Raw genomic sequence first — 26,391 nt, 5'->3', positions numbered from 1 at the left:
GGTCTTAACCTCGCGGCTCTTGCTTACTGGCAGCGTTGCGGCCAACGCTCTCGGCCAGAATGGCCAGAACCAGTTGCTGGAAATCCAGGCCGGCGGCACGGGCCGCCATCGGCACCAGGCTGTGATCGGTCATGCCCGGCGCGGTGTTGACTTCCAGGAACCAGAACTGCCCGTCGGCGTCCTGCATCACGTCCGCCCTGCCCCAACCGGCGATACCCAGCGCCTCACAGGCTTTCGCCGTGAGGTCCATGAGTTCCTTTTCCTTGGCACTGTCCAGCCCGCACGGAATGCGGTACTGGGTATCGTTGGCGATGTACTTGGCGTCGTAGTCGTAGAAGCTGTGGGTCGTGCCCAGGGCAATCGGAGGCAACACCTGGTCACGCAGGGTGGCGATGGTGAACTCCGGACCTTGAATCCATTGCTCGACCAACACTTGCGAATCGTAGGTACTGGCCGCTTTCCATGCGTCGATCAACTCGGACGCGGAAGTCACTTTGGCCATCCCGATACTTGAACCTTCATGGGCCGGTTTGACGATCAAAGGGAAGCCCAGTTCCGCAGCAGCGGAAATACAGTCGGCTTCGCTGCTCAATACCGCATGACGGGGCGTCGGAATACCCAGGCTGTGCCAGACCTGCTTGGTGCGCAGTTTGTCCATGGCCAGCGCCGAGGCAAGGATGCCGCTGCCGGTGTAAGGAATGCCCAGGCATTCAAGCAGGCCCTGCATGCTGCCGTCTTCACCGCCACGACCGTGGAGAATGATGAAGGCGCGGTCGATTTTTTCGTTCAGCAGACGCTGCAAGAGGTCGTCGCCGACGTCGAGGCCGAACGCATCCACACCGGCACTTTTCAGCGCTTCGAGGACAGCGTTACCCGACTTCAGGGACACTTCGCGCTCGGCACTCTTGCCGCCGAACAGCACGGCAACGCGGCCGAAATCCTTCGGTGCGACAGTGGAGACGAGCTTGGCGTAGGCAGCAGTCATTTCAACTTCCCCTCGACCGGCGCAGCCACGGCACCGGTGAACAACGGACTCTTCAACAAACTCGGGGCGAGACCGCCAACGTCACCGGCACCCTGGCACAGCAGGATGTCGCCGGCACGCAGCAGCGGCTTGACCAGTGGCGCCAGATCGATTCCGCGCTCGATGTAGATAGGGTCGAGCTGACCACGCTGGCGAATGCTGTTGCACAGCTTGCGGCTGTCGGCTCCCGGAATCGGCTCTTCGCCGGCTGGATAGACTTCCATCAGCAGCAGGACGTTGGCGTCGGCCAGTACATTGACGAAGTCGTCGTAAAGGTCGCGTGTACGGCTGTAACGGTGCGGCTGGTAGACCATCACCAGACGACGCTCCGGCCAGCCACCGCGCACGGCCTTGATCACCGCCGCGACTTCGGTCGGATGGTGGCCGTAGTCGTCGACCAGCATCACATTGCCGCCTTCAACCGGCAGTTCGCCGTAGACCTGGAAGCGTCGGCCAACGCCCTGGAACCCGGACAGGCCCTGGACGATGGCTTCATCGCTGACGCCCTCGTCGGTGGCAATGCAAATGGTTGCCAGTGCGTTGAGTACGTTGTGGTTGCCCGGCATGTTCACCGAGACATCCAGCGGCTCACGATCCGGACGCAGCACGGTAAAGAAGGTCTGCATGCCCTGCTGGCGTACATTGATGGCGCGCACGTCGCAGTCTTCGCCGAAACCGTAGGTGACGGTCGGACGCTTGACCTGCGGCAGGATTTCCCGCACGACAGGATCGTCCAGGCAGACCACGGCCAGACCATAGAACGGTAGGTTATGGAGGAATTCGACGAAGGTTTTCTTCAGCTTGTTGAAGTCACCATCGTAGGTTGCCATGTGGTCGGCATCGATATTGGTGACCACAGCGACCAGCGGCTGCAAGTGCAGGAAGCTGGCATCGCTTTCATCGGCCTCGGCGATCAGGTAACGGCTGGTGCCGAGTTGGGCGTTGGTGCCCGCGGCATTCAGACGGCCACCGATCACGAAGGTCGGGTCCAGGCCACCGGCGGCGAATACCGAAGCGATGAGGCTGGTGGTGGTGGTTTTGCCGTGGGTGCCGGCGACGGCGATGCCGTGGCGATAGCGCATCAGCTCGGCCAGCATTTCGGCGCGCGGCACTACAGGGATGCGGCGTTCCAGCGCGGTGGCCACTTCCGGGTTGGAGGTGTTCACGGCACTCGAGACCACCAGCACGTCAGCCGCTGCGGCGTTTTCTGCACGGTGGCCGATGAAAATCTGCGCACCGAAGGACTCCAGGCGCTCGGTAACCGGCGAAGCCTTCAGATCGGAACCGGACACTTCGTAGCCCAGGTTCAACAGCACTTCGGCAATCCCGCACATGCCCACACCGCCGACCCCGACGAAGTGGATGCGGCGGATGCGGCGCATTTCCGGTTGTGGCATGGCTTTCTGATTCTCAACCATGGGCCACCTCCAGGCAGGTATCGACCACGTTACGGGTGGCATCGGGTTTTGCCAGGCGGCGGGCCGCGGTGGCCATATCGTTCAGTCGTTGCGGTTGCATCAGGACCTCTGTCAGGCGAGCGGCAAGATCCGCTGCACCGGTCGTTCTTTGCGGCATCAGGAAGGCAGCGCCTTCGCGGGCCAAATAATCGGCGTTACGGGTCTGGTGATCGTCGATCGCATGGGGCAAGGGCACCAGCATCGAGGGCAGACCGGCGGCAGCCAGTTCACTGATGGTCAGCGCACCTGCGCGACACACCACCAGGTCGGCCCAGCCATAGGCTTGGGCCATGTCTTTGATGAAAGGCTGCACCTGCGCCTCGACGCCAGCCGCGCGATAGCGCTCTGCAGTGACTTCATCGTGGTTTTTGCCGGCCTGATGAAACACTTCCGGGCGCAGGTCGGGAGCGACTTGCGACAAGGCTTCAGGCAGCAACTTGTTCAACGGCTCTGCCCCCAGGCTTCCGCCCAGGATCAGCAAACGCGCCTTGCGACCGCCCAGGGCGGGTCGCGATGTTTCGAGGAACAGCTCCGGGCGCACCGGGTTACCGGTGGTCCGTCGGCTGCTCGACAGGGTAAAGGTGTCGGGGAACGCTTCACAGACTCGGGCGGCCAACGGCACCAGCAACCGATTGGCGGTACCGGCCACTGCGTTCTGCTCGTGAACGATCACCGGCACGCCGGCCAGTTTGGCGGCAACACCGCCGGGGCCGGTCACATAACCACCAAACCCGACCACGCAGACCGGCCGCAACCGGCGAATGATCGCCCGTGCCTGCCAGACCGACTTGAGCAACATGAACGGCGCCTTGAGCAACGACAGCTTGCCCTTGCCCCGCAGCCCACTGGCGTTGATCCGGTGCAATTCGATGCCAGACATTGGCACCAGCTCGTTCTCGATGCCACGCGGCGTGCCGAGCCAGTGCACGGTATATCCGCGTGCCTGGAACTCGCGGGCACAGGCCAGCGCCGGGAACACATGGCCACCGGTGCCGCCAGCCATGATCAATACGTTAGCGCCCATGGTTCGGCTCCTCGGCGAAGTCGCTCTCATGGAATTCCATCTCTTCGCTGCCCAGGTGAGTTCGACTCTCCCACTCGATGCGCAGCAACAAGCCGAGACAGGCGCAGCAGATCACCAACGAACTGCCGCCATAACTGAGGAACGGCAAAGTCAGGCCCTTGGTTGGCAGCAGGCCGACGTTCACACCGATGTTGATCAGGAATTGACCAATCCACAGGAACGACAGGCCGTAGGCGACGTAGGCGGCGAAAAACTGCTTGGCTTTTTCCGCCCACAGGCCGATGTACATGCCGCGAATACACACGAAGACGAACAGCGCGACCGTGCACAGGGAACCCACGGCGCCCAGTTCTTCTGCCAGTACCGAGAACACGAAGTCGGTGTGGGCTTCCGGCAGATAGAACTGCTTCTGCACGCTGTTGCCCAGGCCCACGCCCAGCCACTCGCCGCGACCGAAGGCGATCAATGCCTGGGACAACTGATAACCGGCACCGAACTGGTCAGCCCAAGGGTCGGCAAAGTTGGTCAGACGCGCCATTCGATACGGCTGCATCTGAATCAGCAGCACCACCGCGCCGACCGCCAGCACCACCATCAGGGAAAAACGGAACAGCCCCACTCCGCCGAGGAACAGCATCGCCGCTGCAGCGCCCATCATGACGACGGTGGCGCCGAAGTCCGGCTCCATCAGCAAAAGACCCGCCATCGGCAGCAGCACGATGAACGGCTTGAAGAAGCCCATCCAGCTCTCACGCACTTCCTTCTGACGGCGCACCAGATAACCGGCGAGGTAAATCACCACGAACACCTTGGCGATTTCGGAAGGCTGCACGTTGAAGAAGCTGAAGCCGATCCAGCGCATCGAACCGTTCACCTCACGGCCGATGCCCGGGATGATCACCATCACCAGCAAGCCGAAGGCACCAATCAGCATCATCCAGCCCAAGCGTTGCCAGGTGGCGATCGGAATCATCATCGTGACGATGCAGGCGCCAAGGCCCAGTACCACGTAGATCAAATGGCGAATCATGTAATACAGCGGGCTGCCCGACTGCACTGCCGCCACCTCGGTCGACGCCGAGGCGATCATGATCAGGCCAAGGCCAAGCAGCGCCAGGCAACCGGCGAGCATCGGGAAGTCGAGATCGATACCGCGTCCGGTAATCAGCGGCGATGGATACGGCTTGATGATGCCCTTGAGGCTCATGCCAATCCCTCCACTGCCTGGACGAACTGGTGACCACGGTCTTCGTAATTCTTGAACATGTCGAAGCTGGCACAGGCTGGCGACAACAGCACCACGTCACCTGGCTGGGCAGCGGCGCGGCATTGTTCTACGGCTTCGATCAGAGAGCCTGCGCGAATCAGCGGAACAGCATCGCCAATGGCCTCACCGATCTTGTCGGAGTCACGCCCCATCAAAATGACGGCGCGGCAGTTGGCTGCGACCGGACCACGCAGGTCCTTGAATTCGGCACCCTTGCCGTCGCCACCGGCGATCAGCACGATCTTGCCGTCGATGTCCGCGCCCAGACCTTCGATGGCAGCCAGGGCGGCGCCGACGTTGGTGGCTTTGGAATCGTTGTAATAGCCGACGCCGTCCAGGTCACGAACCCACTGGCAACGGTGCTCCAGCCCGGCGAAATTGCGCAGGGCCGACAACATGGCATCGAACGGCAGGCCGACAGCGTGGCCGAGCGCCAGTGCCGCCAAGGCGTTGGATTGGTTATGGGCGCCGCGAATCTTCAACTCGCGTACCGGCATCAGGTTCTGGAATTCGAAGGCCAGGTACTTCTCGCCGTCTTCTTCACGAAGACCGAAGGCCTTGAAGTCCGGTTTGGTCAGGCCGAAGGTCCAGCAGGGCTGGTTCTCACCCATCAGCGGACGACTGAGGGCATCCTGGCGGTTGACCACGAATTGCTTCGCGCCACGGAAGATCCGATGCTTGGCCAGGTGATAGGCCGGCAGACCACTATAGCGGTCCATGTGGTCTTCACTGATGTTGAGCACGGTCGCGACTTCGGCGTTGAGCTGGTCGGTGGTTTCCAGTTGGAAACTCGACAGTTCCATCACGTAAAGCTCGACGTCGTCGCGCAGCAGGTCCAGCGCCGGCGTACCGAGGTTGCCGCCGACAGCGACACGCTTGCCGGCCGCGGCCGCCATTTCGCCGACCAGGGTGGTCACGGTGCTCTTCGCGTTGGAACCGCTGATGGCCACGATCGGCGCCTTCGCATTACGCGCGAACAGCTCTATGTCGCCGGACAGTTTCACGCCACGGGCAGCAGCAGCCTGCAGGGCCGGAGTCGCCAACGCCAGGCCGGGGCTCACGTAGAGCTCGTCGGCACGGCACAGGAATTCGACATCCAGCTCGCCACAACGCACTTCCACGTGCGGATAGTCACGCTTGAGCGTGGCCAGTTCCGGTGGATTTTCCCGCGTATCGGCCACGGCAAACGCCACGCCCCGGTTCGCCAGGAAGCGAACCAGGGACATGCCGCTCTTGCCGAGGCCGACAACGATGCGGAAGTGGTCAGAAGCGATCAGAGACACGGGTTTCTACCTCAGCTTCAGTGTGGCAAGGCCGATCAGCACGAGAATCACGGTGATGATCCAGAAACGGACGATCACGCGCGGCTCGGGCCAGCCCTTGAGTTCAAAGTGGTGGTGAATCGGTGCCATGCGGAACACGCGGCGACCGGTCAGCTTAAAGGAGGCAACCTGAATGACGACTGACAGGGTTTCCATCACGAACACGCCGCCCATGATGAACAGGACGATTTCCTGACGGACGATCACGGCGATGGTGCCCAGCGCTGCACCCAGTGCCAGTGCGCCAACGTCACCCATGAAGACTTGCGCCGGGTAGGTGTTGAACCACAGGAAGCCCAGGCCCGCACCAATCAGTGCGCCGCAGAACACGATCAGTTCGCCCGCGCCCGGTACGTAAGGGATAAGCAGGTATTCAGCGAATTTCACGTTACCCGACAGGTAGCAGAAGATCCCCAGGCCACCGCCGACCATCACAGTCGGCATGATCGCCAGGCCGTCGAGACCGTCGGTCAGGTTGACCGCGTTGCTCGAGCCGACGATCACGAAATAGGTCAGCACGATGAAGCCCGCGCCCAGCGGAATGCTGTAGTCCTTGAGCATCGGCAGGATCAGGGTGGTCTCCACCGGTGTGGCAGCAGTCATATAAAGGAAGATTGCCGCGCCCAGACCGAACACCGACTGCCAGAAGTACTTCCAGCGGCTTGGCAGGCCACGGGAGTTCTTCTCGATCACCTTGCGATAGTCATCGACCCAACCGATGGCACCGAACAGCAAGGTGACCAGCAAAACGACCCAGACATAACGATTGCTCAGGTCAGCCCACAGCAGGGTGCTGACGCCAATCGAAGAGAGAATAAGTGCGCCACCCATGGTCGGGGTGCCCGACTTGGACAGGTGCGATTGCGGACCATCGTTGCGAACGGCCTGGCCGATCTGACGGTTCTGCAGGGTGCGGATCATCCACGGGCCATAGCACAGCGACAAAACCAGCGCGGTCAGTACACCGAGAATCCCGCGCAGGGTCAGGTACTGGAAGACCGCGAAGCCTTTGTAGAACTGTTGCAGATACTCCGCTAGCAGCAGCAGCATTAATGTTTCTCCAGACTGGAACCGCACAAAGCCGCGACGATGTTTTCCATCGCAGCGCTGCGCGAGCCCTTGATCAAAATGGTGGTGTTTGTGTCTTGCTCGGCGCCCAGCGCCTTGATCAGTTCAGCCTGCGTGCTGAAATGAAAGGCCTGTGGACCGAAGGCGTTGACGGCGTGCTGCATCATCGGCCCGACGGCGTACAGCGCGGAAACCTTGCCGCGGGCGTACGCGCCCACGTCGCGGTGCCCCTGCTCCGCCCAATCACCCAACTCGCCGATATCCCCGAGCACCAGGACGGTGCGGCCGGAAAAGCCGGCGAGTATATCAACGGCGGCGCACATGGAGGTGGGGTTCGCGTTGTAAGTGTCATCGATCACACGCATGCCATTGCTGGCCAGTTGCGCGACGGTGCGGCCCTTGACCGGCTGCACCGCGCCAAGGCCGGTGGCGATGCCGAACAGCGACACACCCAGCGCATGGGCGGCGGCCGCAGCGGCCATGGCGTTGGCGACGTTGTGGGTGCCGAGCAGGTTCAGTTGAACGTGCTCCACACCTTCAGGCGTGTGCAGGTTGAATGCCGGGCATCCGCGAGCGTCCGTGGTCAGGTCGCTGGCGTGGAAGTCCGCACTGCTGTTGGTCAGGGCGAAGGTCAGCACCTTGCGACCGGCTGCGCGCTTCTTCCAGATCTCGAAAGCCTTGTCGTCGAGATTGAGAACGGCGATGCCATCGGCAGCCAGCCCCTCAATAATCTCGCCCTTGGCTTCGACGATTTTTTCCGGGCCGCCGAACTCGCCAACGTGAGCGGTCCCGGCGTTGTTGAGAATGGCTACGTGGGGCTTGGTCATGCCGACGGTGTAGGCAATCTCACCCAGGCGCGAAGCACCCAGTTCGATAACAGCAGCAGTGTGTTCCGGCGCCAGTTCAAGCAGGGTCAGCGGAACGCCGAGGTCGTTGTTCAGGTTGCCACGGGTGGCCAGCACCGAGCCGCGGGTCCGCAGGATGCTCGCGAGCATTTCCTTGACCGTCGTCTTGCCGCTGGAGCCGGTGATAGCAGCGACTGGCTGGGTAAACGCCGCACGGTTCAGCGCGCCGAGTTGCCCCAGTGCCTGGCGGGTATCGCTTACCAGCAATTGCGGCAGGGTGCTGTCGGCGACTTCGCGCTCGACCAGTGCCGCAACGGCGCCCTTGGCTGCCACCTCATTCAGATAGTCGTGACCATCGAAACGCGGACCGGCCAGGGCGATGAACAACTGGCCCGGTTTGATCGCGCGACTGTCGATGCTGACACCGTCGAAGCAGGCATCTGCACTGATCAATCGGCCATTGAGCGCGCTGGTCAGCTCACTGAGTTTCAAAGCCTTAAGCATGGGCCACCTCCCAGGCGGTCAAGGCATGATCGGCCTCGACCAGATCGGAGAAGGCGTGGCGCACGCCATTGATTTCCTGATAGTCCTCGTGACCTTTGCCCGCGAGTACGATCACGTCATCCGCCGAAGCTTCAGCGATCAATTGGGCAATTGCCTTGCCACGACCCGCCACGAAGGTGACTTTATCCACAGCCGCAAAACCGGCGCGAATGTCGTCGAAAATTACGGTCGGGTCTTCGGTACGCGGGTTGTCGTCGGTAACCAGTACGCCGTCGGCCAAACGCTCCACCACTTCCGCCATGAGCGATCGCTTGCCCCGATCGCGATCGCCGCCACAGCCGAACAGGCACAGCAAACGGCCTTTGACGTGTGGACGCAGAGCGGTCAGGACTTTTTCCAGAGCATCCGGGGTGTGGGCGTAATCGACCACCACCAACGGTTGGGTGCCACCGCCAAGGCGCTGCATGCGACCGGCCGGGCCTTCGAGTTTCGGCAGTACCTTGAGAATTTCGTCGAGGGGATAGTCCAGGCCCAGCAAGGCACCGACGGCCGCCAGCACATTGCTCAGGTTGAAACGCCCAAGCAAGGTGCTACGCAAATGATGTTCGCCCTGCGGCGTAACCAGCGTCGCACGCACGCCTTCGTCGTCGAACTGTGCTTCGCGGCAATAGAGGTAGGCGCTGTTGTCGAGCAGGCTGTAGGTGATCAGCCGCGACTCGCGCTTTTCGGCAGCCAGTTGCCGGCCGAATTCGTCATCGAGGTTAACCACCCGGCATTTCAAATCGTTCCAGGCGAACAGCTTGGCCTTGGCCTCGCCGTAGGCTTGCATGGTGCCGTGGTAATCCAGGTGATCCCGGGACAGATTGGTCATCACCGCCACGTCGAATGCCAGCGCGGTGACCCGGCCCTGATCCAGACCATGGGACGAGACTTCCATGGCAACGGCCTTGGCACCGGCCTTCTTCAGGTCGCCCAGGGTCGCTTGCATGGCAATCGGATTCGGCGTGGTGTGCAGGCCGCTTTCCAGTGCGCCGTAGAAACCGGAGCCCAGGGTGCCAACGATGCCGCAGTGTTGACCGAGCAAGTCAAGCGCCTGGGCGACCAGTTGGGTCACGCTGGTTTTACCGTTGGTACCGGTCACACCGACCAGATTCAGGTGATGGCTGGGTTCGCCATAAAAGCGGCCGGCGATATCAGATAGCTGTGCAGCCAGGCCCTTGACCGGAATCAATGGCACTTCGGTGATCGGCAACACGGTGGCGCCTTCCACTTCGTAAGCCACAGCGGCGGCACCGCGCTGCAATGCGTCGGCAATGTGCGCGCGACCATCGAACTTGCCGCCCGGCACGGCGAGGAACAGATCACCGGCGCGGACGTTGCGACTGTCGAGCGCCAATTCACGGATCAACAGATCGTGGCCGGCGTGGGGGAAAATTTTGTTCAGACTCAATGACATCAGCCGCGCCCTCCATTGGCTTTCAGCGGAACGACCGGGGTGGCGTTGACTTGTTGAACGGGTGGCAGATTGTCCGGCGTGATGTTCATCAGACGCAGGGTGCCGGACATCACGCGACTGAACACTGGCGCCGATACCAGGCCACCGAAGTAACCGGCCTTGGTCGGCTCATCAATGACAACCACGATGGCGTAACGCGGATCGTTCATCGGACCGAAACCGGCGAACAGCGAGCGGTAGGAGTTCTCGGCATAACCCTTGGTACCCACCGACGTCTTGCGCGCAGTACCGGATTTGCCACCGACGTGATACGCCGGAACCTGCGCACGGAACACACCGCGCGGAGCTTCAATGACCTGCTGCAGCATGCCATGCATGGTTTTGGCAACGGCTTCCGGCAGTACTTGGGTGGTTTGTGGTGGCTTGTCGGTTTTGATCAGCGTCAACGGAGCCAGGCGACCGTTGTTGGCCAGCGCGGAGAAGGCGTGAACCAACTGGATCGCTGTCACCGAAACGCCGTAGCCGTAGGACAGCGTGGCGGTTTCAGCCTTGCGCCATTCGCGGTAATTGGGCAGGTTACCGACACGCTCACCCGGGAAGCCAAGTCCAGTGTCCTGGCCGAGGCCGAGCTTTTGCGCCAGGCGGAAAATGGTTTCGCCACCGATATCGAACGCGACCTTACTCATGCCGACGTTACTGGAATTGATCAGGATACCGGTCATATCCAGTACCGGACCTTCGGTCTTGGATACGTCCTTGATGGTGTATTTACCGATCTGCAGAGACCCCGGATACACCTCGACGGTGTCACTCGGCTTCCAGCGCCCGGTTTCGATGGCGGCGCTCATGGAGATCGCCTTCATGGTCGAACCCGGCTCGAACACGTCGATCATCGCGCGGTTGCGCATCATCGCCGGTTGCAGGTTGCGTCGGTTGTTCGGGTTGTAGGTCGGCTGGTTGACCATGGCCAGGATTTCACCTGTCTTCACATCCATGATCACCAGACTGCCGGCCTTGGCGCCGTTTTCGATGATCGCGTTACGCAATTCGCGGTTGGCCAGGTATTGCAGGCGCAGGTCAATGGACAACGCCAAGGGCTTTCCAGCCTTGGCGTTTTTGGTGACCTGGACATCCTTGATCAGCCGGCCTCGCCGGTCCTTGATGACCTGCCGCTTGCCCGGAACCCCGGCCAGCCATTCGTCATAGGCCAGTTCGACACCTTCGCGGCCGTGGTCATCGATGTCGGTAAAGCCGACCATATGCGCGGTGACTTCACCGGCCGGATAGAAACGGCGGAACTCTTCGATGCCATAGACGCCTGGCACTTTCAGATCAAGCACAGCCTGGCCCTGCTCAGGCGTCAGCCCGCGGACCAGGTACATGAATTCCTTATTGGCCTGCGCTTCGAGACGCTCGGCCAGGGCTTTCGGGTCCTGCCCCAGAGCAGCGGCCAGTTCGGGCCACTTTTCCTTGGCCAGCTGCATTTCCTTGGCATTGGCCCACAAGGTAGTCACTGGCGTACTGACGGCCAATGGCTCGCCGTTACGGTCGGTAATCAGACCACGGTGAGCCGGAATGGGGATATGACGAACACTGCGCGCGTCGCCTTGACCCTTGAGGAAGTCACGGTCAACCACTTGCAGGTCGATGATGCGCCAGGCGATCGCCGCCACCATGACACCGAGCAAACCCAGCACCAGGCGGAACCGCCAGGGAAAGAGTGCGCCTTCGAGCTTCATCATGGCGCCACCATCTGTACTTCTGCTGCACCCGGGATGCGCATCTTCAGCTGTTCGGTGGCCAGTACTTCGATTCGGCTGTGAGCCGTCCAGGTACTTTGCTCAAGAATCAACCGGCCCCACTCGGCCTGTGCCTTGTCGCGCACGCTCAATTCGTTGTACAGCGAGTTCAGCAACTGGCGGTTCCAGTGCGCGCTGTAAGACACGCCGATGGCAGACACGAGCACGCCGAGAAACAGCAGCAGCATGAAAAAGCTTCCGCCGGGCAGTGGCTTGGCGAAGAGCTTGCTCACCGAAGTTTCTCCGCAACACGCATTACGGCACTACGGGAACGTGGATTGGCTTTGAGTTCGGCGTCGGAAGCCGTCTGCGCTTTGCCGTGGATTTTGATTTTCGGTTCGAAGGCGACATGCCGAACCGGCAGGTTGCGCGGCAGGTTGTCGGCTTCGCCTTTCACCAGCTTGCGCATGAACAGTTTGACGATACGGTCTTCCAGCGAGTGGAAGCTGATCACCACCAGACGACCGCCAACTTCCAGGCATTCCAGCGCGGCTTCGAGGCCGGTTTCCAGATCGCCCAGTTCGTTATTGACGTGAATACGCAGGCCCTGGAACGCGCGAGTCGCAGGGTTCTTGCCCTTTTCCCAGGATGGGTTGGCGACTTTCAAGACTTCAGCCAGGTCCGCGGTGCGCTCGAACGGCTTGACGTCCCGACGCTCGACCACTGCACGGGCCATGCGTCCGGAAAAACGCTCTTCACCGTATTCCTTGAATACCCGGGCGATCTCTTCCACAGGTGCGGTGTTGACGAACTCGGCCGCGCTGATCCCGCGGGACGGGTCCATGCGCATGTCCAAGGGACCATCATTGAGGAAGCTGAAGCCGCGCTCAGGATCATCGAGTTGCGGCGAAGACACACCGAGGTCGAGCAAAATGCCGCTGACCTTACCGTGCAGGCCACGCTCGACGACTTCGGATCCGAGTTCGGCAAAGCTGCGCTGCACAACGACAAAGCGGCCGTCTTCGGCCGCTAGCGTCTGCCCGGTGGCAATCGCTTGAGGGTCTTTGTCGAATCCGAGAAGCCGACCATCCGGACCGAGCCGACTGAGGATCAACCGGCTGTGCCCACCGCGCCCGAACGTGCCATCCAGATAGCAGCCATCAGGACGTACGGCGAGAGCCTCGACGGCTTCGTCAAGCAGTACGGTGATGTGGTTAAAGCCGCTATCAATAGTCACAGGATCAAATCACGCAGTTCATCAGGCATGGCGCCTGGTTGTTGAATAGCAGCCAGGTCGGCGGCAGAAACCGCATTCCAGGCATCCTCGTCCCACAATTGGAACTTGTTCAGTTGGCCTACCAACATCGCGCGCTTATCCAACTTGGCATATTCACGAAGACGCGGCGGGACCAGAAAACGACCACTGCCATCGAGCTCGAGGTCGACGGCGTTACCAATCAGTAAACGTTGCAGACGGCGGTTTTCTTCGCGAAGCGAAGGTAGTGCGCGCAGTTTGGTTTCAATAATTTCCCACTCATCGAGGGGGTAAACACACAAACACGGATCAACGGCATCAATTGTGACGATCAACTGACCGGAACTGCGCGAATCGAGCTCGTCACGGTACCGACTCGGCATAGCGAGACGGCCCTTTGCATCGAGACTGATTGCATTGGCTCCGCGAAACACGTCAGCGTTTCTCCAAATGTTAGCGTTTTACGCTTAAAAAACCCACTTCATGCCACTTTCCGCCACTTGTGCACACTATAGGAATGCGCCCACCGCACCGTCAAGGCGCGGATTAAAGGAAAACCCTTACAGAACTGAGATTTAGGAGCATAAAAGGAGGGGGCACGAGAATCCGGCAGATGAAACCGCCCGATAACTTGAATCAGCACAGACGGCTGCGTTCGGAAGTTAAAGTAATTTATTAAGAGTAAGATTTTTTCGGTATTACAAAAGTGCTTATGCCGACGATTATGAAAGGAGGGAAATTGCTATCACCGGTGCTCTGCTCAATGATTTAAGCAGAGGGAAGAAAAAGGTGGAGAGTCGATCTGTAAGCCGGGTTCTGTCTTGAACAGTCATTCGTCTACGATGGCCATCACTGGACATCTTTAGCAACCTACCCGGTCCCAGCGCGGGCCACGCCTTGGGACCCTATTTGGTCTTGCTCCAAGTGGGGTTTACCTAGCCACGAACTGTTGCCAGACGTGCGGTGCGCTCTTACCGCACCTTTTCACCCTTACCGGCGCCGAAGCGCTTAGGCGGTTATTTTCTGTGGCACTTTCCGTAGGCTCACGCCTCCCAGGCGTTACCTGGCACTTCGCCCTATGGAGCCCGGACTTTCCTCCCCCCCCTAATTTTCATAGAGGGCAGCGACTGTCCGATCGACTCTCCGCCGCGCAGGTTAACGGCAGAGCGCCCGAAGAACAAGCGCTAAAAGCCTTTAGCCACGCCTTTGCGTCGGGTTTTTACTCACCTTTCTGTTTATCCAGCGCAACCTGATAGAGAACATTCTTGCGCTCCCCGGTAATTTGCGCCGCCAATGCCGCGGCACGCTTGAGCGGCATCTCTTCGAGCAACAGATTGAGGACGCGCATCGCCTCGCTACTGACCGCATCTTCGCTCTCGGGCACCGACCAACCTGCGACCAACACCACGCATTCGCCACGCTGCTGATTCGTGTCCGACTCGACGAACTGTCGTAACTCGGCCAGCGGCAATCCCTTGAGCGTTTCGAAGGTCTTGGTCAGTTCGCGAGCCAGCAAGGCAGGACGCTCGGCGCCGAACACCAACTCCATATCCTGGAGGCATTCGAGGATGCGGTGCGGAGCTTCATAAAAGATCAGCGTACGTGGCTCTTCCTTTATTGCCTCAAGACGAGCACGCCTGCCCACGGCCTTCGCCGGCAGAAAACCTTCAAAGATGAAACGATCGGACGGCAACCCGGCAGCCGACAATGCGGCGATCAAGGCGCAGGCCCCAGGAACTGGCACCACATTGATCCCGGCGGCGCGGGCCTGGCGCACCAAGTGATAACCCGGATCGGAAATAAGCGGGGTCCCGGCATCGGAAATCAGCGCGACATCATCACCCGCGAGCAGACGGGTAATGAAGCGACTGCCTTCATCGCGCTCATTGTGCTCATGGCAAGCAGCCAGCGGAGTAGAAATGCCGAAGTGCTGCATCAAGCGCTGAGAATGACGGGTATCTTCCGCAGCGATCAACGCAACCTCGCGCAAAATCTTCAGCGCACGCGCACTGATGTCATCCAGGTTGCCGATGGGCGTCGCCACCACATAAAGCGAGCCCACAGCGGAATTCAAAGCACCTGGAGCAGTCAAAGCGCACACCTCATGATCGATAAAGCCGCCATTGTAGCGCGTAGCGGCACTCGCAACAGTCACAGGTAACACTCGGCTTTTCCGTCGTTTGTGGTGCAGCGCAACATTTGCACCAGCTAAATTGATCGATTCACGCCAGTAAGATCGCACCCCGGCCAACGCTTGGGTACAATTCCACGCTAATTTGATCGAGTATCAGGAACGCTTACATGATCGCTTGCCTGCGGCTGTTCACTGCCCTCTGCCTCGCTGCCCTGCTGGCGGCTTGCGCCAGTTCGCCCTCCTCCAGCCTTGGCGAACTCCCACGGACCCCGGACGCCAGTATCGAGCAACTGCTTGAAAAAGCCGCCCAAAGCAAATCGCCGGAAGATGCCGCCCTGTTGCGCCTGAGTGCAGCAGACCTGGCTTATCGTCAAGGCAATGCCGCGCAATCTGCACAAATTCTGCAGCAAGTGCCCGTGGAGCAACTCAAGCCTGGCCAACAGGTGTTCGCCAGCACACTGGCCGCAGAACTGGCCATGACCCGCAACCAGCCGAAAGCCGCGCTGACTGCACTTAACCACCCGAGCATGCAGCGCCTGGGAGAGTTGCCCCAGGAACAGCAAGCCCGCACCGGCACCGTTCGTGCTCGCGCCCTTGAAGCCGACGGCCAGACCCTGGCTGCCGCACGGGAACGGATCTTCATTGCGCCGATGCTCAGCGGTGAAGCTGCCAGCAAAAACCACGAAGCTATCTGGGCACTGATCGCATCGCTTCCGACCGACCAGCTGCACCCGAACACCTCCGACGACCTCGGCGGCTGGATGGGCCTGGCCCTGGCAGTCAAATCTGCCGGCACCGTGGAACAACAACAGACTGCCATCGACAACTGGCGTGCGCAGAACCCGAAACACCCCGCCGCCATTCAGCTGCCTCTGCCGCTAACCAAACTCAAGGAACTGGCCAGCCAGCCCCTGAGCAAAATCGCCTTGCTGCTGCCACAGGACGGCCCATTGGCCTCGGTAGGCAAGGCATTGCGCGAAGGTTTCATGGCCGCTCACTACCAGGCGCAACAAGCCGGGCAGAAACCGCCAGCCATCGAGTTCTATGACAGCTCCAAGCTCACATCCCTCGATGAGTTCTATCGCAAGGCCCAAGCTGATGGCGTGCAGCTGGTCGTCGGCCCGCTCGAGAAGCCGCTGGTCAAACAACTGAGCGCTCGCCCGCAACTGCCGATCACCACCCTGGCGCTGAACTACAGCGAAGGCGCACAAGGTCCGGCCCAACTGTTCCAGTTCGGTCTCGCCGCTGAAGACGAAGCCCGCGAAGTGTCCCGCCGCGCCCGTGCCGACGGCCTGCATCGCGCCGCCATCATGGTTCCGAAAGGTGAGTGGGGCGACCGCGTACTGCGAGCGTTCAGCCAGGACTGGCAAGCTAACGGCGGCAACATCGTCGCCACCGAGCGCGTCGACCAACCGGTGCAATTGGCCCAGCAAATTGCCGACATGTTCCAGCTGCGCCAGAGCGAAGGTCGCGCCAAGAGCCTGCAAAGCACAGTAGGTTCACAGGTTGCAGCCCAGCCGTCTCGCCGGCAGGACATCGAGTTCATCTTCCTGGCCGCCACACCACAACAGGCACAGCAGATCAAACCGACCCTGAACTTCCAGTACGCAGGTGACGTTCCGGTCTACGCCACGTCCCACGTGTTCAGCGCCAGCGGCGACGTAAACCAGTACAACGACATGAATGGCATCCGCTTCTGCGAAACCCCATGGTTGCTGGACGCCAATGATCCGTTGCGCAAGCAGGTCACCGCGCAATGGCCACAAGCTGCCAGCAGCCTGGGCCGCCTGTATGCAATGGGTGTCGATGCCTATCGCCTGGCGCCACGCCTGGGGCAACTCAAGGCCTTGCCGGACAGCCGCATTGAAGGTCAGTCCGGCAGCCTGGGCATGTCGCAGAACCAGCGCGTTGTGCGACAGCTGCCATGGGCAGAGTTCGTTAACGGCCAGGTTCAGCGTCTGCCGGATACCACGCACTGATGCCAGACAGGTCACGCCAGCAAAGCGGTAAAGATGCCGAGCGCCAGGCGCTCGGCCATCTTCAACAACAAGGCCTGCGCCTGCTGGCGCAGAACTGGTTGTGTAAACGCGGCGAGCTTGATCTGGTCATGTTAGATGGCGATACAGTAGTATTCGTTGAAGTTCGTTACAGAAAAAACACTCAATGGGGTGGCGCGCTCGATAGCATCGATGAGCGCAAACGGCAGAAACTGATTTTTGCCGCACAGTATTTTCTTCAGCGCGAGTCGCGCTGGGCCAACTCCCCTTGCCGTTTCGATGTAGTTGCCATTGATAGCGACCTCGATCAGTTGAACTGGTTACAAAATGCCTTCGACAGCTGATCGCTTGCACACCGAACCGGAAAACGCCCAACACTTTTGCTCTTTGCTTTGCGGGCTGCACATTCACGTGCCGAACAGCCGCGCTCATTAAGGTCACACAGATGGACATGCAATCCCGAATTCGCCAGCTTTTTCAGGCCAGTATCGACACCAAGCAACAGGCGATGGAAGTACTTGCACCGCACATCGAGCAAGCCAGCCAGGTGATGGTCAACGCCCTGCTCAACGAAGGCAAAATGCTGTCCTGCGGCAACGGCGGCTCCGCCGGCGACGCCCAGCATTTTTCCTCCGAACTGCTTAACCGTTTCGAGCGCGAGCGCCCGAGCCTGCCCGCCATCGCGCTGACCACCGACAGTTCGACGATCACCTCGATCGCCAACGACTACAGCTACAACGAAGTCTTTTCCAAGCAGATCCGCGCCCTCGGCCAGCCAGGCGATGTACTGCTGGCAATTTCCACCAGCGGTAACTCGGCGAACATTATTCAAGCGATCCAGGCCGCACATGATCGCGAAATGATTGTCGTAGCATTGACCGGTCGCGATGGCGGCGGCATGGCGTCGCTGCTATTGCCCGAGGACGTGGAGATTCGCGTACCTGCCAACGTCACCGCTCGTATTCAGGAAGTCCACCTGCTGGCGATCCATTGCCTTTGCGACTTGATCGACAGCCAACTGTTCGGGAGTGAAGAATGACCCCTAATCGCCTCGGCCTACTGGCCCTGACTCTGTGCCTCGGCATCAGCGGCTGCACCTCGGTGGTTAATGCCAGCCGCGAAGCGCCGATTGAAGATGACCGCGGCACCCGCACCTTCGGCAGCAAGATCGACGACTCCCTGATCGACACCAAGGTCGGCGTGAACGTCGCCAAGGCCGACCCGGCCCTGGACAAGGACTCGCACATCGTCGTCACCAGCTTCAACGGCGTAGTATTGCTCGCCGGCCAGACCCCGCGCGCCGACCTCAAGGCCAAGGCCGAGCAGGCCGCAGCCGCCGTTCAGCGGGTGAAGACCGTACACAACGAACTGCAGATCCTGCCACCCTCCTCGCTGCTGGCTCGCCAGAACGACACCTGGCTGACCACCAAGATCAAGACCCAGATGCTCACCGATCCGAACATCCCGGGTTCACGGATCAAAGTAGTTACAGAGAATGGCATCGTTTATCTGCTGGGCCTGCTGACCAAACAGGAAGCTGCGCAGGCGACCAATCTGGTGCAGGGCGTATCGGGCGTACAGAAGATCGTTAAGCTGTTTGAGTACATCGACTGATACACACCGCACCTGCATGCAATAAAAAAGGCGACCCTTACGGGTCGCCTTTTTTTATTTCACCACTTTCAGACTAGGCCGACCGCTGGGACGCGGAGGCTCGCTATCAGGTGGCGGAATATCGTCATCCGGCTCGATCTCATCCTCATCACCCATAGGCGACTCCAGATCGAACACCATGCCCTGCCCATTCTCCCGGGCGTAGATGCCCAGGATCGATGCGATAGGCACATACAACGTGTGCGGTACGCCCCCAAAACGGCCTTCGAAGCTCACCGCCTCGTTATCCATGTGCAAATGACGCACGGCTTGAGGCGATACGTTAAGGACAATTTGCCCATCACTGGCAAACCCTTGCGGCACCTGAACCGACGGATACTCGGAATTTACGAGGATATGCGGGGTGCAGTCGTTGTCCACAATCCACTCATAGAGCGCGCGGACCAGATAAGGTCGACTGGAGTTCATAGCGGCTCCTTAAGCCTTAGCGCATATCGCGTTCGACGCCAGACAGACTCGCCTGGAAAGCCTCACGCGCAAACTGGCGCTCCATGTAATCAAGCAGCGGCTTGGCGGGCCGCGGCAGTTCTATACCCAGAATCGGCAATCGCCAGAGTATTGGCAATAGGCAGCAATCCACCAGGCTTTGTTCCTCACTGAGGAAAAACGGCTTGTCGGCGAATAACGGCGACACGCCCGTCAGGCTTTCACGCAGCTCCTTGCGCGCTACTGCACGAGCCGCGTCCTTGGTCCGCGAATCCAGAATCAGATCCACCAGACCACACCAGTCCCGCTGAATACGGTGCATCAGCAGACGGCTGTTGGCACGCGCCACCGGATACACCGGCAGCAGCGGCGGGTGCGGATAGCGCTCATCCAGATATTCCATTACCACCGTGGACTCCCACAGCGCCAGGTCCCGATCGACCAGGGTAGGCAAGCTGCCATAAGGGTTCACTTCGATCAGTTTAGGCGGCTGACGACCAGCCTCCACGTAAATGATCTCGGCGCTTACACCCTTCTCTGCCAGTACGATTCGCACTCGGTGGGAATAGTGGTCGGCGGGGTCGGAGTAGCAGGCCAACCGATTGGTCACGCCCATGGCGGTCCTCCTCGCTTGTAGAAATGATCGAAAGCGGAAAAACGAACGCGCCCAGAGGGCGCCTCTCGTAACGCCTGGCAAGCCAGATTCGTTACATATTCAGAGGCGCCCTTGGGCGCGCGCGATTAACAGCAATAGCTTGAAGCTTTATCAGTGCACGTCTTTCCAGTATTCACGCTTGAGCAAGTATGCAAATACGAAGAAGAACGCCAGGTACAGCAATACATACGTACCGATGCGCTGATGTTGCAGCTTAACCGGGTTAGCCGAGTAAGCCAGGAAGGTTACCAGATTCTTGACCTTCTCATCGAACTGCTCTTCGGTCAAAGAACCACTCTTCGGCACGATCGTCAGTTGATCGCACGCCTCATGGGTCAACGCCGTACCGGTCAACGGGTCAAATTGTTTCTTGCCGTCTTCGACGATCTGGACCTGTTTGCAACCGACAACCTGACGGCCTTGCAAGCCAACCAGTACGTTAGGCATACCGACGTTCGGGAAGACCTTGTTGTTCACACCCCAAGGGCGCGACGGATCTTCATAGAACGACTTCAGATAGCCGTAGAGCCAGTCAGTACCACGAACGCGAGCCACCAGGGTCAGATCTGGCGGTGCCGCACCGAACCAGGTCTTGGCGTCAGCCGGTTGCATGCCGATGCTCATGTGGTCGCCAATCTTGGCACCGGTGAACACCAGCTTCTCGAGCATCAGCTCATGAGGAATACCCAGGTCATCGGCAACACGCTCGTAGCGCTGGAATTTGGCGCTATGGCAACCCATGCAATAGTTGGCAAAGGTACGCGCGCCGTCCTGCATGGCTGCTTTGTCGGATACGTCGATGTCGACTTTTTCCAGTTCCGGACCACCATGTTCAGCAGCGAAAGCAAACACTGGCAGTGCCGCAAGCATCAATACCGCAAATAGCTTTTTCATCAGCCAGTCACCCTTTCCGGAACCGGTTTGGTCTTCTCGAGCCTGGTATAGAAAGGCATCAGAATGAAGTAAGCGAAATACAGGAAGGTACATACCTGCGACAGCAACGTACGCTCAGGGGTAGGCGCCAATACACCCAGAACACCCAGGATCACGAACGAAATGCAGAATACCCAGAGCCAGATCTTGCTCAGCCAGCCTTTGTAGCGCATCGACTTGACCGGGCTGCGGTCCAGCCACGGCAGGACGAACAGCACTGCGATGGCCGCGCCCATGGCGATAACGCCGAAGAGCTTGTCCGGAACCGCACGCAAAATCGCGTAGAACGGGGTGAAGTACCAGACCGGAGCGATATGCTCTGGGGTCTTGAAGGCGTTCGCCACTTCAAAGTTCGGCTTCTCGAGGAAGTAACCACCCATTTCCGGGAAGAAGAACACGATCGAACAGAAAATGAACAGGAATACCACCACGCCGACGATATCTTTCACGGTGTAGTACGGGTGGAAGGCAATGCCATCCAGCGGTACGCCGTTTTCGTCCTTGTGCTTCTTGATATCCACGCCGTCCGGGTTGTTCGAACCCACCTCGTGCAGCGCCAGAATGTGCAACACCACCAGCCCCAGAATCACGATCGGCAATGCAACCACATGCAGGGCGAAGAAGCGGTTCAGGGTAATACCGGAAATCAGGTAGTCACCACGGATCCACTGGGTCAGGTCGTTACCGATGACCGGGATCGCGCCAAACAGCGAGATGATCACCTGGGCACCCCAGTAGGACATCTGGCCCCACGGCAGCAGGTAACCCATGAAGGCTTCAGCCATCAGTGCCAGGTAGATCAGCATGCCGAAGACCCACACCAGCTCACGGGGCTTCTGATACGAACCGTAGAGCAAGCCACGGAACATGTGCAGATAGACCACGATGAAGAACGCCGAAGCGCCGGTGGAGTGCAGAAGACGCAGGATCGAGCCGTACTCGACATCGCGCATGATGTATTCGACGGAAGCGAACGCCTCTTCCGCCGACGGGGTGTAGCTCATGGTCAGCCAGACACCGGTGACGATCTGGTTGACCAGCACCAGCAGAGCCAGGGAACCGAAGAAGTAGAAGAAGTTGAAGTTTTTTGGCGCGTAATACTTGCTGAGATGGTCTTCCCACATTTTGGTCGCGGGAAAGCGCGCATCAACCCAATCCATGAACTTGCTCATCACGCGTTCTCCTTATCGACGCCAATGACAATGATTTCATCGGTCTCATAGGAATGCGGGGGAACTGGCAGGTTCAAAGGCGCAGGTTGCGACTTGTAGACGCGACCAGCCAGGTCGTAGTGGGAGCCGTGGCAGGGGCAGAAATAACCACCTACCCAGTCCTTGCCCAGATCTGCGGGGGCGACTTCGGGACGGAATGTCGGCGAGCAGCCCAGGTGCGTGCAGATACCGATCAGCAGCAGAACCTCAGGTTTGATCGAACGGGTTTCCGGATCAACATAGGTCGGTTGTGTCGAGTTCTTGGAGGTAGGGTCAGACAGCTGGCCCTCGATCTTCTTCAGATTCCCCAGGATTTCCGGTGTACGGCGGACGATGAATACCGGCTGGCCGCGCCATTCAGCAATCATCTGCTGGCCTGGCTCGATTTTGCTGACATTCACTTTCACCGGTGCCCCTGCGGCTTTCGCCTTGGCACTGGGAAACCATGACCCCACGAACGGGACCGCAGCCCCCACCGCTCCTGCAGCACCCACCACGGATGTGGCTGCTACCAAGAAGCGACGCCGGCCTGCATTCACGCCGTCATTGCTCATTCAGTCCTCTCCCATCAGCTTTGTGGCCTGTTAAATCAGGCATCTACTAAGTAAAACTCTGTACTTATAAAAATTTTGCCGAATGGTAATGAAAACCCCCAATTCTGACAAGGTAATTACCGGGAGCCAATCCCCCTAAGCCTTGTAGTATAGGGCGTCTACGGATGTGGCAAGTTGTCACAGAGCAATTCTTTTATAAATCGCAGGCACAAAAAAACGCCCAGCTCCGTGAGGAAACTGGGCGTTCTTTTTTGAACGTGGAAGCGAATTAACGCTTCGAGTACTGCGGACGCTTACGCGCTTTACGCAGACCAACTTTCTTACGTTCAACTTCACGTGCATCGCGGGTTACGAAGCCAGCTTTACGCAGCGGGCTGCGCAGAGTTTCGTCGTAGTCCATCAGGGCGCGAGTGATGCCGTGGCGGATTGCGCCAGCTTGGCCACTTACACCACCACCGATCACGGTGACGTAGATGTCGAATTTCTCGACAGTCTCGGTCAGCTCCAGCGGCTGACGAACTACCATGCGGGCAGTTTCGCGGCCGAAGAAGGTATCCAGCGTACGGTTGTTGATGGAAATTTTACCAGTGCCCGGACGCAGGAAAACGCGTGCGGTTGCGGTCTTGCGACGGCCAGTGCCGTAATTTTGAGTCGCCGACATAATGAACTATTCCGTTAAATCTTCAGTTCTTGGGGCTGCTGAGCAGTATGAGGGTGTGCAGCGCCCGCATAGACTTTCAGCTTACGGTACATGTCGCGACCCAGTGGGTTCTTAGGCAGCATGCCTTTCACCGCGGTCTCGATCACGCGCTCAGGGGCCTTGGCGATCAGCTTTTCAAAGTTGATCGACTTGATGCCGCCCGGGAAACCGGAGTGGGAGTAGTACATTTTGTCGCTGGTTTTAGAGCCAGTAACACGAACTTGCTCAGCATTGATCACGACGATGTAGTCGCCGGTGTCAACGTGAGGAGTGTACTCAGGCTTGTGCTTGCCACGCAGACGGCTGGCGATTTCGGTGGCCAGACGACCCAGGGTCTGACCAGCAGCGTCGACGACAAACCAGTCGCGCTTTACTGTTTCCGGTTTAGCAGTAAAAGTTTTCATTCTTTATAGCCTCAGGGGCCGCCTGTAAATAAGACGGCGGATCTTACTGAATAGTGCGTACTTTGACAAGTCAAAGGCAGCCGGATACAGACGCTTTCGGGGGCTCGGGTCGGCGCGTCCGTTCAACGGCAAGATTCTTCGGCGGCGGCGCATCACTTCCACTGCAGAAAGAGGTGCGCAATTATGCAGATTGCGAAAAATAATTCAACCTGCTTTTATGAATGTTTTGCCCAAGGAGCCCCCCGATGGAGTATCGCCAGCTAGGCCGGACCAATCTGAACGTGAGCGCACTCTGCCTAGGCACCATGACCTGGGGCGAGCAAAACAGCGAAGCTGACGCCTTCGCCCAGATTGAGCGGGCCAAGAGCGCCGGGATCAATTTTATCGATACCGCCGAGATGTACCCGGTGCCGCCCAAGGCCGAAACCTACGCCACTACCGAACGCTACATCGGCAATTACTTCAAGAGCCGCGGCGATCGCGCCGACTGGATCCTGGCCAGCAAGATCGCCGGCCCCGGCAATACCATCGACTACATCCGCGACAAGAACCTGCGGCACAACCGCCAGCACATCACCGAAGCCGTGGATGGCAGCCTCAAGCGCCTGCAAACCGATTACATCGACCTCTACCAGCTGCACTGGCCCGAGCGCAGCACCAATTTCTTCGGACAATTGGGCTACAAGCACAAGATCGAAGCCAACCTGACACCACTGGAAGACACCCTCGAAGCGCTCGATGAGCAGGTCAAGGCCGGCAAGATCCGCCACATTGGCCTGTCCAACGAAACGCCTTGGGGCACCATGCGTTTCCTCGCCCTGGCCGAAGCCCGTGGCTGGCCACGCGCGGTGTCGATCCAGAACCCCTACAACCTGCTCAACCGCAGCTTCGAGGTCGGCCTGGCGGAAATCGCCATTCGCGAACAATGCGGATTGCTGGCCTATTCGCCGCTGGCGTTCGGTTTCCTGTCAGGCAAGTACGAAGGTGGTGCCCGTCCGCCGAAAGGCCGCCTGAGCCTCTACAGTCGCTTCAGCCGCTATTTCAACCCGCAGTCGGAAGCAGCGTGCAGCCGCTACGTGGCACTGGCGCGTGAGCATGGCCTGGACCCGGCACAAATGGCCCTGGCCTTCGTGACTCAGCAGCCGTTCGTGACCAGTAACATCATCGGCGCGACGACGCTTGAGCAACTGGACAGCAACATTGGCAGTTTTGATCTGAAACTGTCGGATGAGGTACTGGAAGGGATCGAGGCGATTCATAAGGATCATCCAAATCCTGCGCCTTGATTGATCTTCAAAACCAATCGCGGGCAAGCCACGCTCCCACAGGTATCACCTAACCTGTGGAAGCGGGTTTACCCGCGATGGCGCCAGCTCAGTCACTAAAGATCAAAGCGACCGCGCAATAATCTCCTTCATGATCTCATTGGTCCCGGCATAGATCCGCTGCACCCGCGCATCCGCCCAGGCACGGGCGATCGGGTATTCCCACATGAAGCCGTATCCGCCATGCAACTGCACGCATTCATCGAGAACCTTGCATTGCAGGTCGGTGCCCCAGTACTTGGCCATCGCCGCCGTGGGTACGTCGAGCTTGCCTTGCAGATGCAGTTCCATGCAGCGGTCGACGAAAACCCGACCGATCTGGATTTCGGTCGCCATCTCCGCCAGCTTGAACCGAGTGTTCTGGAAATCGGCAATCGACTTGCCGAACGCCTTGCGCTCACGGGTGTAATCCAGCGTCCACTCCAACGCCGCTTCGGCTGACGCCAGGCCACCAATCGCCACGGTGAGGCGCTCCTGAGGCAATTCCTGCATCAAGTAGGCGAAGCCCATCCCGGCCTGACCCAGGAGATTTTCCTTGGGCACCCGGACATCCTGGAAAAATAACTCAGACGTGTCCTGGGCCTTCATACCGACCTTTTCCAGGCGCTTGCCCTTGTCGAAGCCCGGTGTACCGGCCTCCACCAGAAAAAGACTGGTTCCCTTCGCGCCCGCCTTCGGATCAGTCTTGGCCACGACAATCACCAGATCCGCGAGATAGCCATTGGTGATGAAGGTTTTCGAGCCGTTGATCACGTACTCGTCGCCGTCCAGCACTGCAGTGGTCTTCACCCCTTGCAGGTCCGAACCGGCGCCCGGCTCGGTCATGGCGATGGCACTGACCATTTCACCGGAGACCAGTTTCGGCAGGTATTTCTGTTTCAGCGTTTCACTGCCGTAATGCAGGATGTACGGCGCCACGATGTCCGAATGCAGGGAGAAACCGATGCCGGTCAGCCCCAGCCGCCCCACTTCTTCGATCACCACCGCGCTATAAAGAAAGTCCGCCCCCAACCCGCCGTACTCTTCCGGCAGATGCGAGCACAACATCCCCGCCTCCCCCGCCTTGTTCCAGAGTTTGCGGTCGATATAGCCCTGTTTTTCCCATTGCCCGTGGAACGGCACCGCCTCTTTCTCGAGAAAGGTTCTTACGCTGTCACGGAAGAGTTCGTGCTCGGAACTGAACAAGGTTCTGGGAATCATGCGGCACCTGTGGTTAGTTTTTAGAAGAGGTAGACCTTCAGAGACTAAGCCCCGTGTCCGATACAGGACACTGGACACATCCGACAAAAAATAAGACGATCCAGCCGTCTGGTGACCACTTTCCCCTATAAGAATAAAGTTGAATTATGTCTAACCAAGCCTCCACGCCCCTGCGGCGCGTCAGCATCCTGGCCATCGACCGGGTTTTCGCTTCCAC

The 26,391-nt window shown here is 59.3% G+C and carries 26 protein-coding genes and 1 other RNA gene; 5 read left to right on the top strand and 22 right to left on the bottom strand.

Translation table 11 applies throughout. The features are described 5' to 3' along the window. Nucleotides 1-4: 4 nt before the first annotated feature. The 14 genes from ABTV29_RS04915 to rsmI all read right to left on the bottom strand — a co-directional run bounded on the left by ABTV29_RS04915 (nt 5) and on the right by rsmI (nt 15,053). Complete coding sequence (locus ABTV29_RS04915; protein WP_433769073.1) at nt 5-985, bottom strand: D-alanine--D-alanine ligase; 981 nt, start codon at nt 983-985, stop codon at nt 5-7. Continuing rightward, nucleotides 982-2,442, bottom strand: coding sequence for a UDP-N-acetylmuramate--L-alanine ligase (murC, locus tag ABTV29_RS04910; RefSeq protein ID WP_433769072.1), 1,461 nt, complete (start codon nt 2,440-2,442; stop codon nt 982-984). Before murC ends, ABTV29_RS04915 begins: the two co-directional genes overlap by 4 nt. Further along, nucleotides 2,435-3,505: an undecaprenyldiphospho-muramoylpentapeptide beta-N-acetylglucosaminyltransferase gene (gene murG / locus ABTV29_RS04905; protein ID WP_433769071.1), complete on the bottom strand. Its 1,071-nt coding sequence runs from the start codon at nt 3,503-3,505 to the stop codon at nt 2,435-2,437. The genes murC and murG overlap by 8 nt, the downstream gene beginning before the upstream one ends. Continuing rightward, a complete protein-coding gene (ftsW, locus tag ABTV29_RS04900; protein ID WP_433769070.1) occupies nt 3,495-4,712 on the bottom strand; it encodes a putative lipid II flippase FtsW in 1,218 nt (405 codons plus the stop codon). Before ftsW ends, murG begins: the two co-directional genes overlap by 11 nt. Then, on the bottom strand, nt 4,709-6,055 hold the full coding sequence (gene murD, locus ABTV29_RS04895; RefSeq protein ID WP_433769069.1) for a UDP-N-acetylmuramoyl-L-alanine--D-glutamate ligase: 1,347 nt from the start codon (nt 6,053-6,055) through the stop codon (nt 4,709-4,711). Before murD ends, ftsW begins: the two co-directional genes overlap by 4 nt. 6 nt (nt 6,056-6,061) lie before the next feature. Further along, nucleotides 6,062-7,144 (bottom strand): phospho-N-acetylmuramoyl-pentapeptide-transferase, encoded by a 1,083-nt coding sequence (gene mraY / locus ABTV29_RS04890; RefSeq protein WP_433769068.1) that lies wholly within the window; start codon nt 7,142-7,144, stop codon nt 6,062-6,064. After that, entirely contained in the window at nt 7,144-8,511 is a 1,368-nt protein-coding gene (locus ABTV29_RS04885; RefSeq protein WP_433769067.1) for a UDP-N-acetylmuramoyl-tripeptide--D-alanyl-D-alanine ligase, read from the bottom strand. Before ABTV29_RS04885 ends, mraY begins: the two co-directional genes overlap by 1 nt. Continuing rightward, entirely contained in the window at nt 8,504-9,967 is a 1,464-nt protein-coding gene (locus ABTV29_RS04880) for a UDP-N-acetylmuramoyl-L-alanyl-D-glutamate--2,6-diaminopimelate ligase (RefSeq protein WP_433769066.1), read from the bottom strand. The genes ABTV29_RS04885 and ABTV29_RS04880 overlap by 8 nt, the downstream gene beginning before the upstream one ends. Further along, the gene (locus ABTV29_RS04875) at nt 9,967-11,706 is read right to left on the bottom strand and encodes a peptidoglycan D,D-transpeptidase FtsI family protein (RefSeq protein WP_433771744.1); all 1,740 of its coding nucleotides are present in this window, start codon (nt 11,704-11,706) and stop codon (nt 9,967-9,969) included. Before ABTV29_RS04875 ends, ABTV29_RS04880 begins: the two co-directional genes overlap by 1 nt. Beyond that, nucleotides 11,706-11,999 carry a cell division protein FtsL gene (ftsL, locus tag ABTV29_RS04870; protein WP_110964807.1) on the bottom strand — a complete coding sequence of 98 codons (294 nt, stop codon included), beginning with the start codon at nt 11,997-11,999 and terminating at the stop codon, nt 11,706-11,708. The genes ABTV29_RS04875 and ftsL overlap by 1 nt, the downstream gene beginning before the upstream one ends. After that, nucleotides 11,996-12,943 (bottom strand): 16S rRNA (cytosine(1402)-N(4))-methyltransferase RsmH, encoded by a 948-nt coding sequence (rsmH, locus tag ABTV29_RS04865; protein WP_433769065.1) that lies wholly within the window; start codon nt 12,941-12,943, stop codon nt 11,996-11,998. Before rsmH ends, ftsL begins: the two co-directional genes overlap by 4 nt. Then, nucleotides 12,940-13,395 carry a division/cell wall cluster transcriptional repressor MraZ gene (mraZ, locus tag ABTV29_RS04860; protein ID WP_007917012.1) on the bottom strand — a complete coding sequence of 152 codons (456 nt, stop codon included), beginning with the start codon at nt 13,393-13,395 and terminating at the stop codon, nt 12,940-12,942. Before mraZ ends, rsmH begins: the two co-directional genes overlap by 4 nt. Nucleotides 13,396-13,750: 355 nt before the next feature. Beyond that, an RNA gene (rnpB, locus tag ABTV29_RS04855) (RNase P RNA component class A) lies at nt 13,751-14,104 on the bottom strand. Between the two features lie 76 nt (nt 14,105-14,180). Further along, on the bottom strand, nt 14,181-15,053 hold the full coding sequence (rsmI, locus tag ABTV29_RS04850) for a 16S rRNA (cytidine(1402)-2'-O)-methyltransferase (RefSeq protein ID WP_433771742.1): 873 nt from the start codon (nt 15,051-15,053) through the stop codon (nt 14,181-14,183). A gap of 209 nt (nt 15,054-15,262) precedes the next feature. On the opposite strand from rsmI, the gene ABTV29_RS04845 reads away from it, so the two are divergent. The 4 genes from ABTV29_RS04845 (at nt 15,263) to ABTV29_RS04830 (ending at nt 18,706) form a co-directional block, all read left to right on the top strand. Beyond that, nucleotides 15,263-17,074, top strand: coding sequence for a penicillin-binding protein activator (locus ABTV29_RS04845; RefSeq protein ID WP_433769064.1), 1,812 nt, complete (start codon nt 15,263-15,265; stop codon nt 17,072-17,074). Beyond that, nucleotides 17,074-17,436: a YraN family protein gene (locus ABTV29_RS04840; protein ID WP_433769063.1), complete on the top strand. Its 363-nt coding sequence runs from the start codon at nt 17,074-17,076 to the stop codon at nt 17,434-17,436. The genes ABTV29_RS04845 and ABTV29_RS04840 overlap by 1 nt, the downstream gene beginning before the upstream one ends. A 101-nt stretch (nt 17,437-17,537) precedes the next feature. After that, entirely contained in the window at nt 17,538-18,131 is a 594-nt protein-coding gene (locus ABTV29_RS04835) for a phosphoheptose isomerase (protein ID WP_095192986.1), read from the top strand. Next, nucleotides 18,128-18,706, top strand: coding sequence for a BON domain-containing protein (locus ABTV29_RS04830; protein ID WP_433769062.1), 579 nt, complete (start codon nt 18,128-18,130; stop codon nt 18,704-18,706). The genes ABTV29_RS04835 and ABTV29_RS04830 overlap by 4 nt, the downstream gene beginning before the upstream one ends. A gap of 54 nt (nt 18,707-18,760) precedes the next feature. On the opposite strand, the gene ABTV29_RS04825 is transcribed toward ABTV29_RS04830, so the two are convergent. From ABTV29_RS04825 to rplM, 7 genes are all read right to left on the bottom strand, one after another. After that, nucleotides 18,761-19,174, bottom strand: coding sequence for a ClpXP protease specificity-enhancing factor (locus tag ABTV29_RS04825; RefSeq protein WP_110964812.1), 414 nt, complete (start codon nt 19,172-19,174; stop codon nt 18,761-18,763). Nucleotides 19,175-19,190: 16 nt separating this feature from the next. Continuing rightward, nucleotides 19,191-19,808: a glutathione S-transferase N-terminal domain-containing protein gene (locus ABTV29_RS04820; protein ID WP_110964813.1), complete on the bottom strand. Its 618-nt coding sequence runs from the start codon at nt 19,806-19,808 to the stop codon at nt 19,191-19,193. A 150-nt stretch (nt 19,809-19,958) separates the two neighbouring features. Beyond that, a complete protein-coding gene (locus ABTV29_RS04815) occupies nt 19,959-20,741 on the bottom strand; it encodes a cytochrome c1 (RefSeq protein ID WP_433769061.1) in 783 nt (260 codons plus the stop codon). Further along, nucleotides 20,741-21,952: a cytochrome b gene (locus tag ABTV29_RS04810; protein WP_110964815.1), complete on the bottom strand. Its 1,212-nt coding sequence runs from the start codon at nt 21,950-21,952 to the stop codon at nt 20,741-20,743. Before ABTV29_RS04810 ends, ABTV29_RS04815 begins: the two co-directional genes overlap by 1 nt. Beyond that, nucleotides 21,952-22,545 (bottom strand): ubiquinol-cytochrome c reductase iron-sulfur subunit, encoded by a 594-nt coding sequence (gene petA, locus ABTV29_RS04805; RefSeq protein WP_433769060.1) that lies wholly within the window; start codon nt 22,543-22,545, stop codon nt 21,952-21,954. The genes ABTV29_RS04810 and petA overlap by 1 nt, the downstream gene beginning before the upstream one ends. Before the next feature lie 268 nt (nt 22,546-22,813). Then, a complete protein-coding gene (rpsI, locus tag ABTV29_RS04800; RefSeq protein WP_433769059.1) occupies nt 22,814-23,206 on the bottom strand; it encodes a 30S ribosomal protein S9 in 393 nt (130 codons plus the stop codon). A gap of 14 nt (nt 23,207-23,220) precedes the next feature. Next, nucleotides 23,221-23,649: a 50S ribosomal protein L13 gene (gene rplM, locus ABTV29_RS04795; protein WP_433769058.1), complete on the bottom strand. Its 429-nt coding sequence runs from the start codon at nt 23,647-23,649 to the stop codon at nt 23,221-23,223. A 245-nt stretch (nt 23,650-23,894) separates the two neighbouring features. On the opposite strand from rplM, the gene ABTV29_RS04790 reads away from it, so the two are divergent. Then, complete coding sequence (locus ABTV29_RS04790) at nt 23,895-24,935, top strand: NADP(H)-dependent aldo-keto reductase (protein WP_433769057.1); 1,041 nt, start codon at nt 23,895-23,897, stop codon at nt 24,933-24,935. Nucleotides 24,936-25,037: 102 nt separating this feature from the next. Here ABTV29_RS04790 and ABTV29_RS04785 read toward each other — a convergent pair whose 3' ends face one another. Beyond that, nucleotides 25,038-26,174: an acyl-CoA dehydrogenase family protein gene (locus ABTV29_RS04785; RefSeq protein ID WP_433769056.1), complete on the bottom strand. Its 1,137-nt coding sequence runs from the start codon at nt 26,172-26,174 to the stop codon at nt 25,038-25,040. Nucleotides 26,175-26,391: the final 217 nt, after the last annotated feature.

Origin of the sequence: Pseudomonas putida (genome assembly GCF_050989985.1) — a bacterium.
GTDB classification, from domain to species: domain Bacteria; phylum Pseudomonadota; class Gammaproteobacteria; order Pseudomonadales; family Pseudomonadaceae; genus Aquipseudomonas; species Aquipseudomonas putida_AI.
Note: the sequence above shows the minus strand (reverse complement) of the source record. Positions and strands in the feature narration are given on the sequence as shown.

What these genes read in the sequence shown, in the direction of transcription:
- ABTV29_RS04915 (WP_433769073.1), bottom strand. Translation starts at nt 985, where the DNA reads ATGACTGCTGCCTACGCCAAGCTCGTCTCCACTGTCGCACCGAAGGAT.
- murC (WP_433769072.1), bottom strand. Translation starts at nt 2,442, where the DNA reads ATGGTTGAGAATCAGAAAGCCATGCCACAACCGGAAATGCGCCGCATC.
- murG (WP_433769071.1), bottom strand. Translation starts at nt 3,505, where the DNA reads ATGGGCGCTAACGTATTGATCATGGCTGGCGGCACCGGTGGCCATGTG.
- ftsW (WP_433769070.1), bottom strand. Translation starts at nt 4,712, where the DNA reads ATGAGCCTCAAGGGCATCATCAAGCCGTATCCATCGCCGCTGATTACC.
- mraY (WP_433769068.1), bottom strand. Translation starts at nt 7,144, where the DNA reads ATGCTGCTGCTGCTAGCGGAGTATCTGCAACAGTTCTACAAAGGCTTC.
- ABTV29_RS04885 (WP_433769067.1), bottom strand. Translation starts at nt 8,511, where the DNA reads ATGCTTAAGGCTTTGAAACTCAGTGAGCTGACCAGCGCGCTCAATGGC.
- ABTV29_RS04880 (WP_433769066.1), bottom strand. Translation starts at nt 9,967, where the DNA reads ATGTCATTGAGTCTGAACAAAATTTTCCCCCACGCCGGCCACGATCTG.
- ABTV29_RS04875 (WP_433771744.1), bottom strand. Translation starts at nt 11,706, where the DNA reads ATGAAGCTCGAAGGCGCACTCTTTCCCTGGCGGTTCCGCCTGGTGCTG.
- ABTV29_RS04845 (WP_433769064.1), top strand. Translation starts at nt 15,263, where the DNA reads ATGATCGCTTGCCTGCGGCTGTTCACTGCCCTCTGCCTCGCTGCCCTG.
- ABTV29_RS04840 (WP_433769063.1), top strand. Translation starts at nt 17,074, where the DNA reads ATGCCAGACAGGTCACGCCAGCAAAGCGGTAAAGATGCCGAGCGCCAG.
- ABTV29_RS04835 (WP_095192986.1), top strand. Translation starts at nt 17,538, where the DNA reads ATGGACATGCAATCCCGAATTCGCCAGCTTTTTCAGGCCAGTATCGAC.
- ABTV29_RS04830 (WP_433769062.1), top strand. Translation starts at nt 18,128, where the DNA reads ATGACCCCTAATCGCCTCGGCCTACTGGCCCTGACTCTGTGCCTCGGC.
- ABTV29_RS04825 (WP_110964812.1), bottom strand. Translation starts at nt 19,174, where the DNA reads ATGAACTCCAGTCGACCTTATCTGGTCCGCGCGCTCTATGAGTGGATT.
- ABTV29_RS04820 (WP_110964813.1), bottom strand. Translation starts at nt 19,808, where the DNA reads ATGGGCGTGACCAATCGGTTGGCCTGCTACTCCGACCCCGCCGACCAC.
- ABTV29_RS04815 (WP_433769061.1), bottom strand. Translation starts at nt 20,741, where the DNA reads ATGAAAAAGCTATTTGCGGTATTGATGCTTGCGGCACTGCCAGTGTTT.
- ABTV29_RS04810 (WP_110964815.1), bottom strand. Translation starts at nt 21,952, where the DNA reads ATGAGCAAGTTCATGGATTGGGTTGATGCGCGCTTTCCCGCGACCAAA.
- petA (WP_433769060.1), bottom strand. Translation starts at nt 22,545, where the DNA reads ATGAGCAATGACGGCGTGAATGCAGGCCGGCGTCGCTTCTTGGTAGCA.
- rpsI (WP_433769059.1), bottom strand. Translation starts at nt 23,206, where the DNA reads ATGTCGGCGACTCAAAATTACGGCACTGGCCGTCGCAAGACCGCAACC.
- rplM (WP_433769058.1), bottom strand. Translation starts at nt 23,649, where the DNA reads ATGAAAACTTTTACTGCTAAACCGGAAACAGTAAAGCGCGACTGGTTT.
- ABTV29_RS04790 (WP_433769057.1), top strand. Translation starts at nt 23,895, where the DNA reads ATGGAGTATCGCCAGCTAGGCCGGACCAATCTGAACGTGAGCGCACTC.
- ABTV29_RS04785 (WP_433769056.1), bottom strand. Translation starts at nt 26,174, where the DNA reads ATGATTCCCAGAACCTTGTTCAGTTCCGAGCACGAACTCTTCCGTGAC.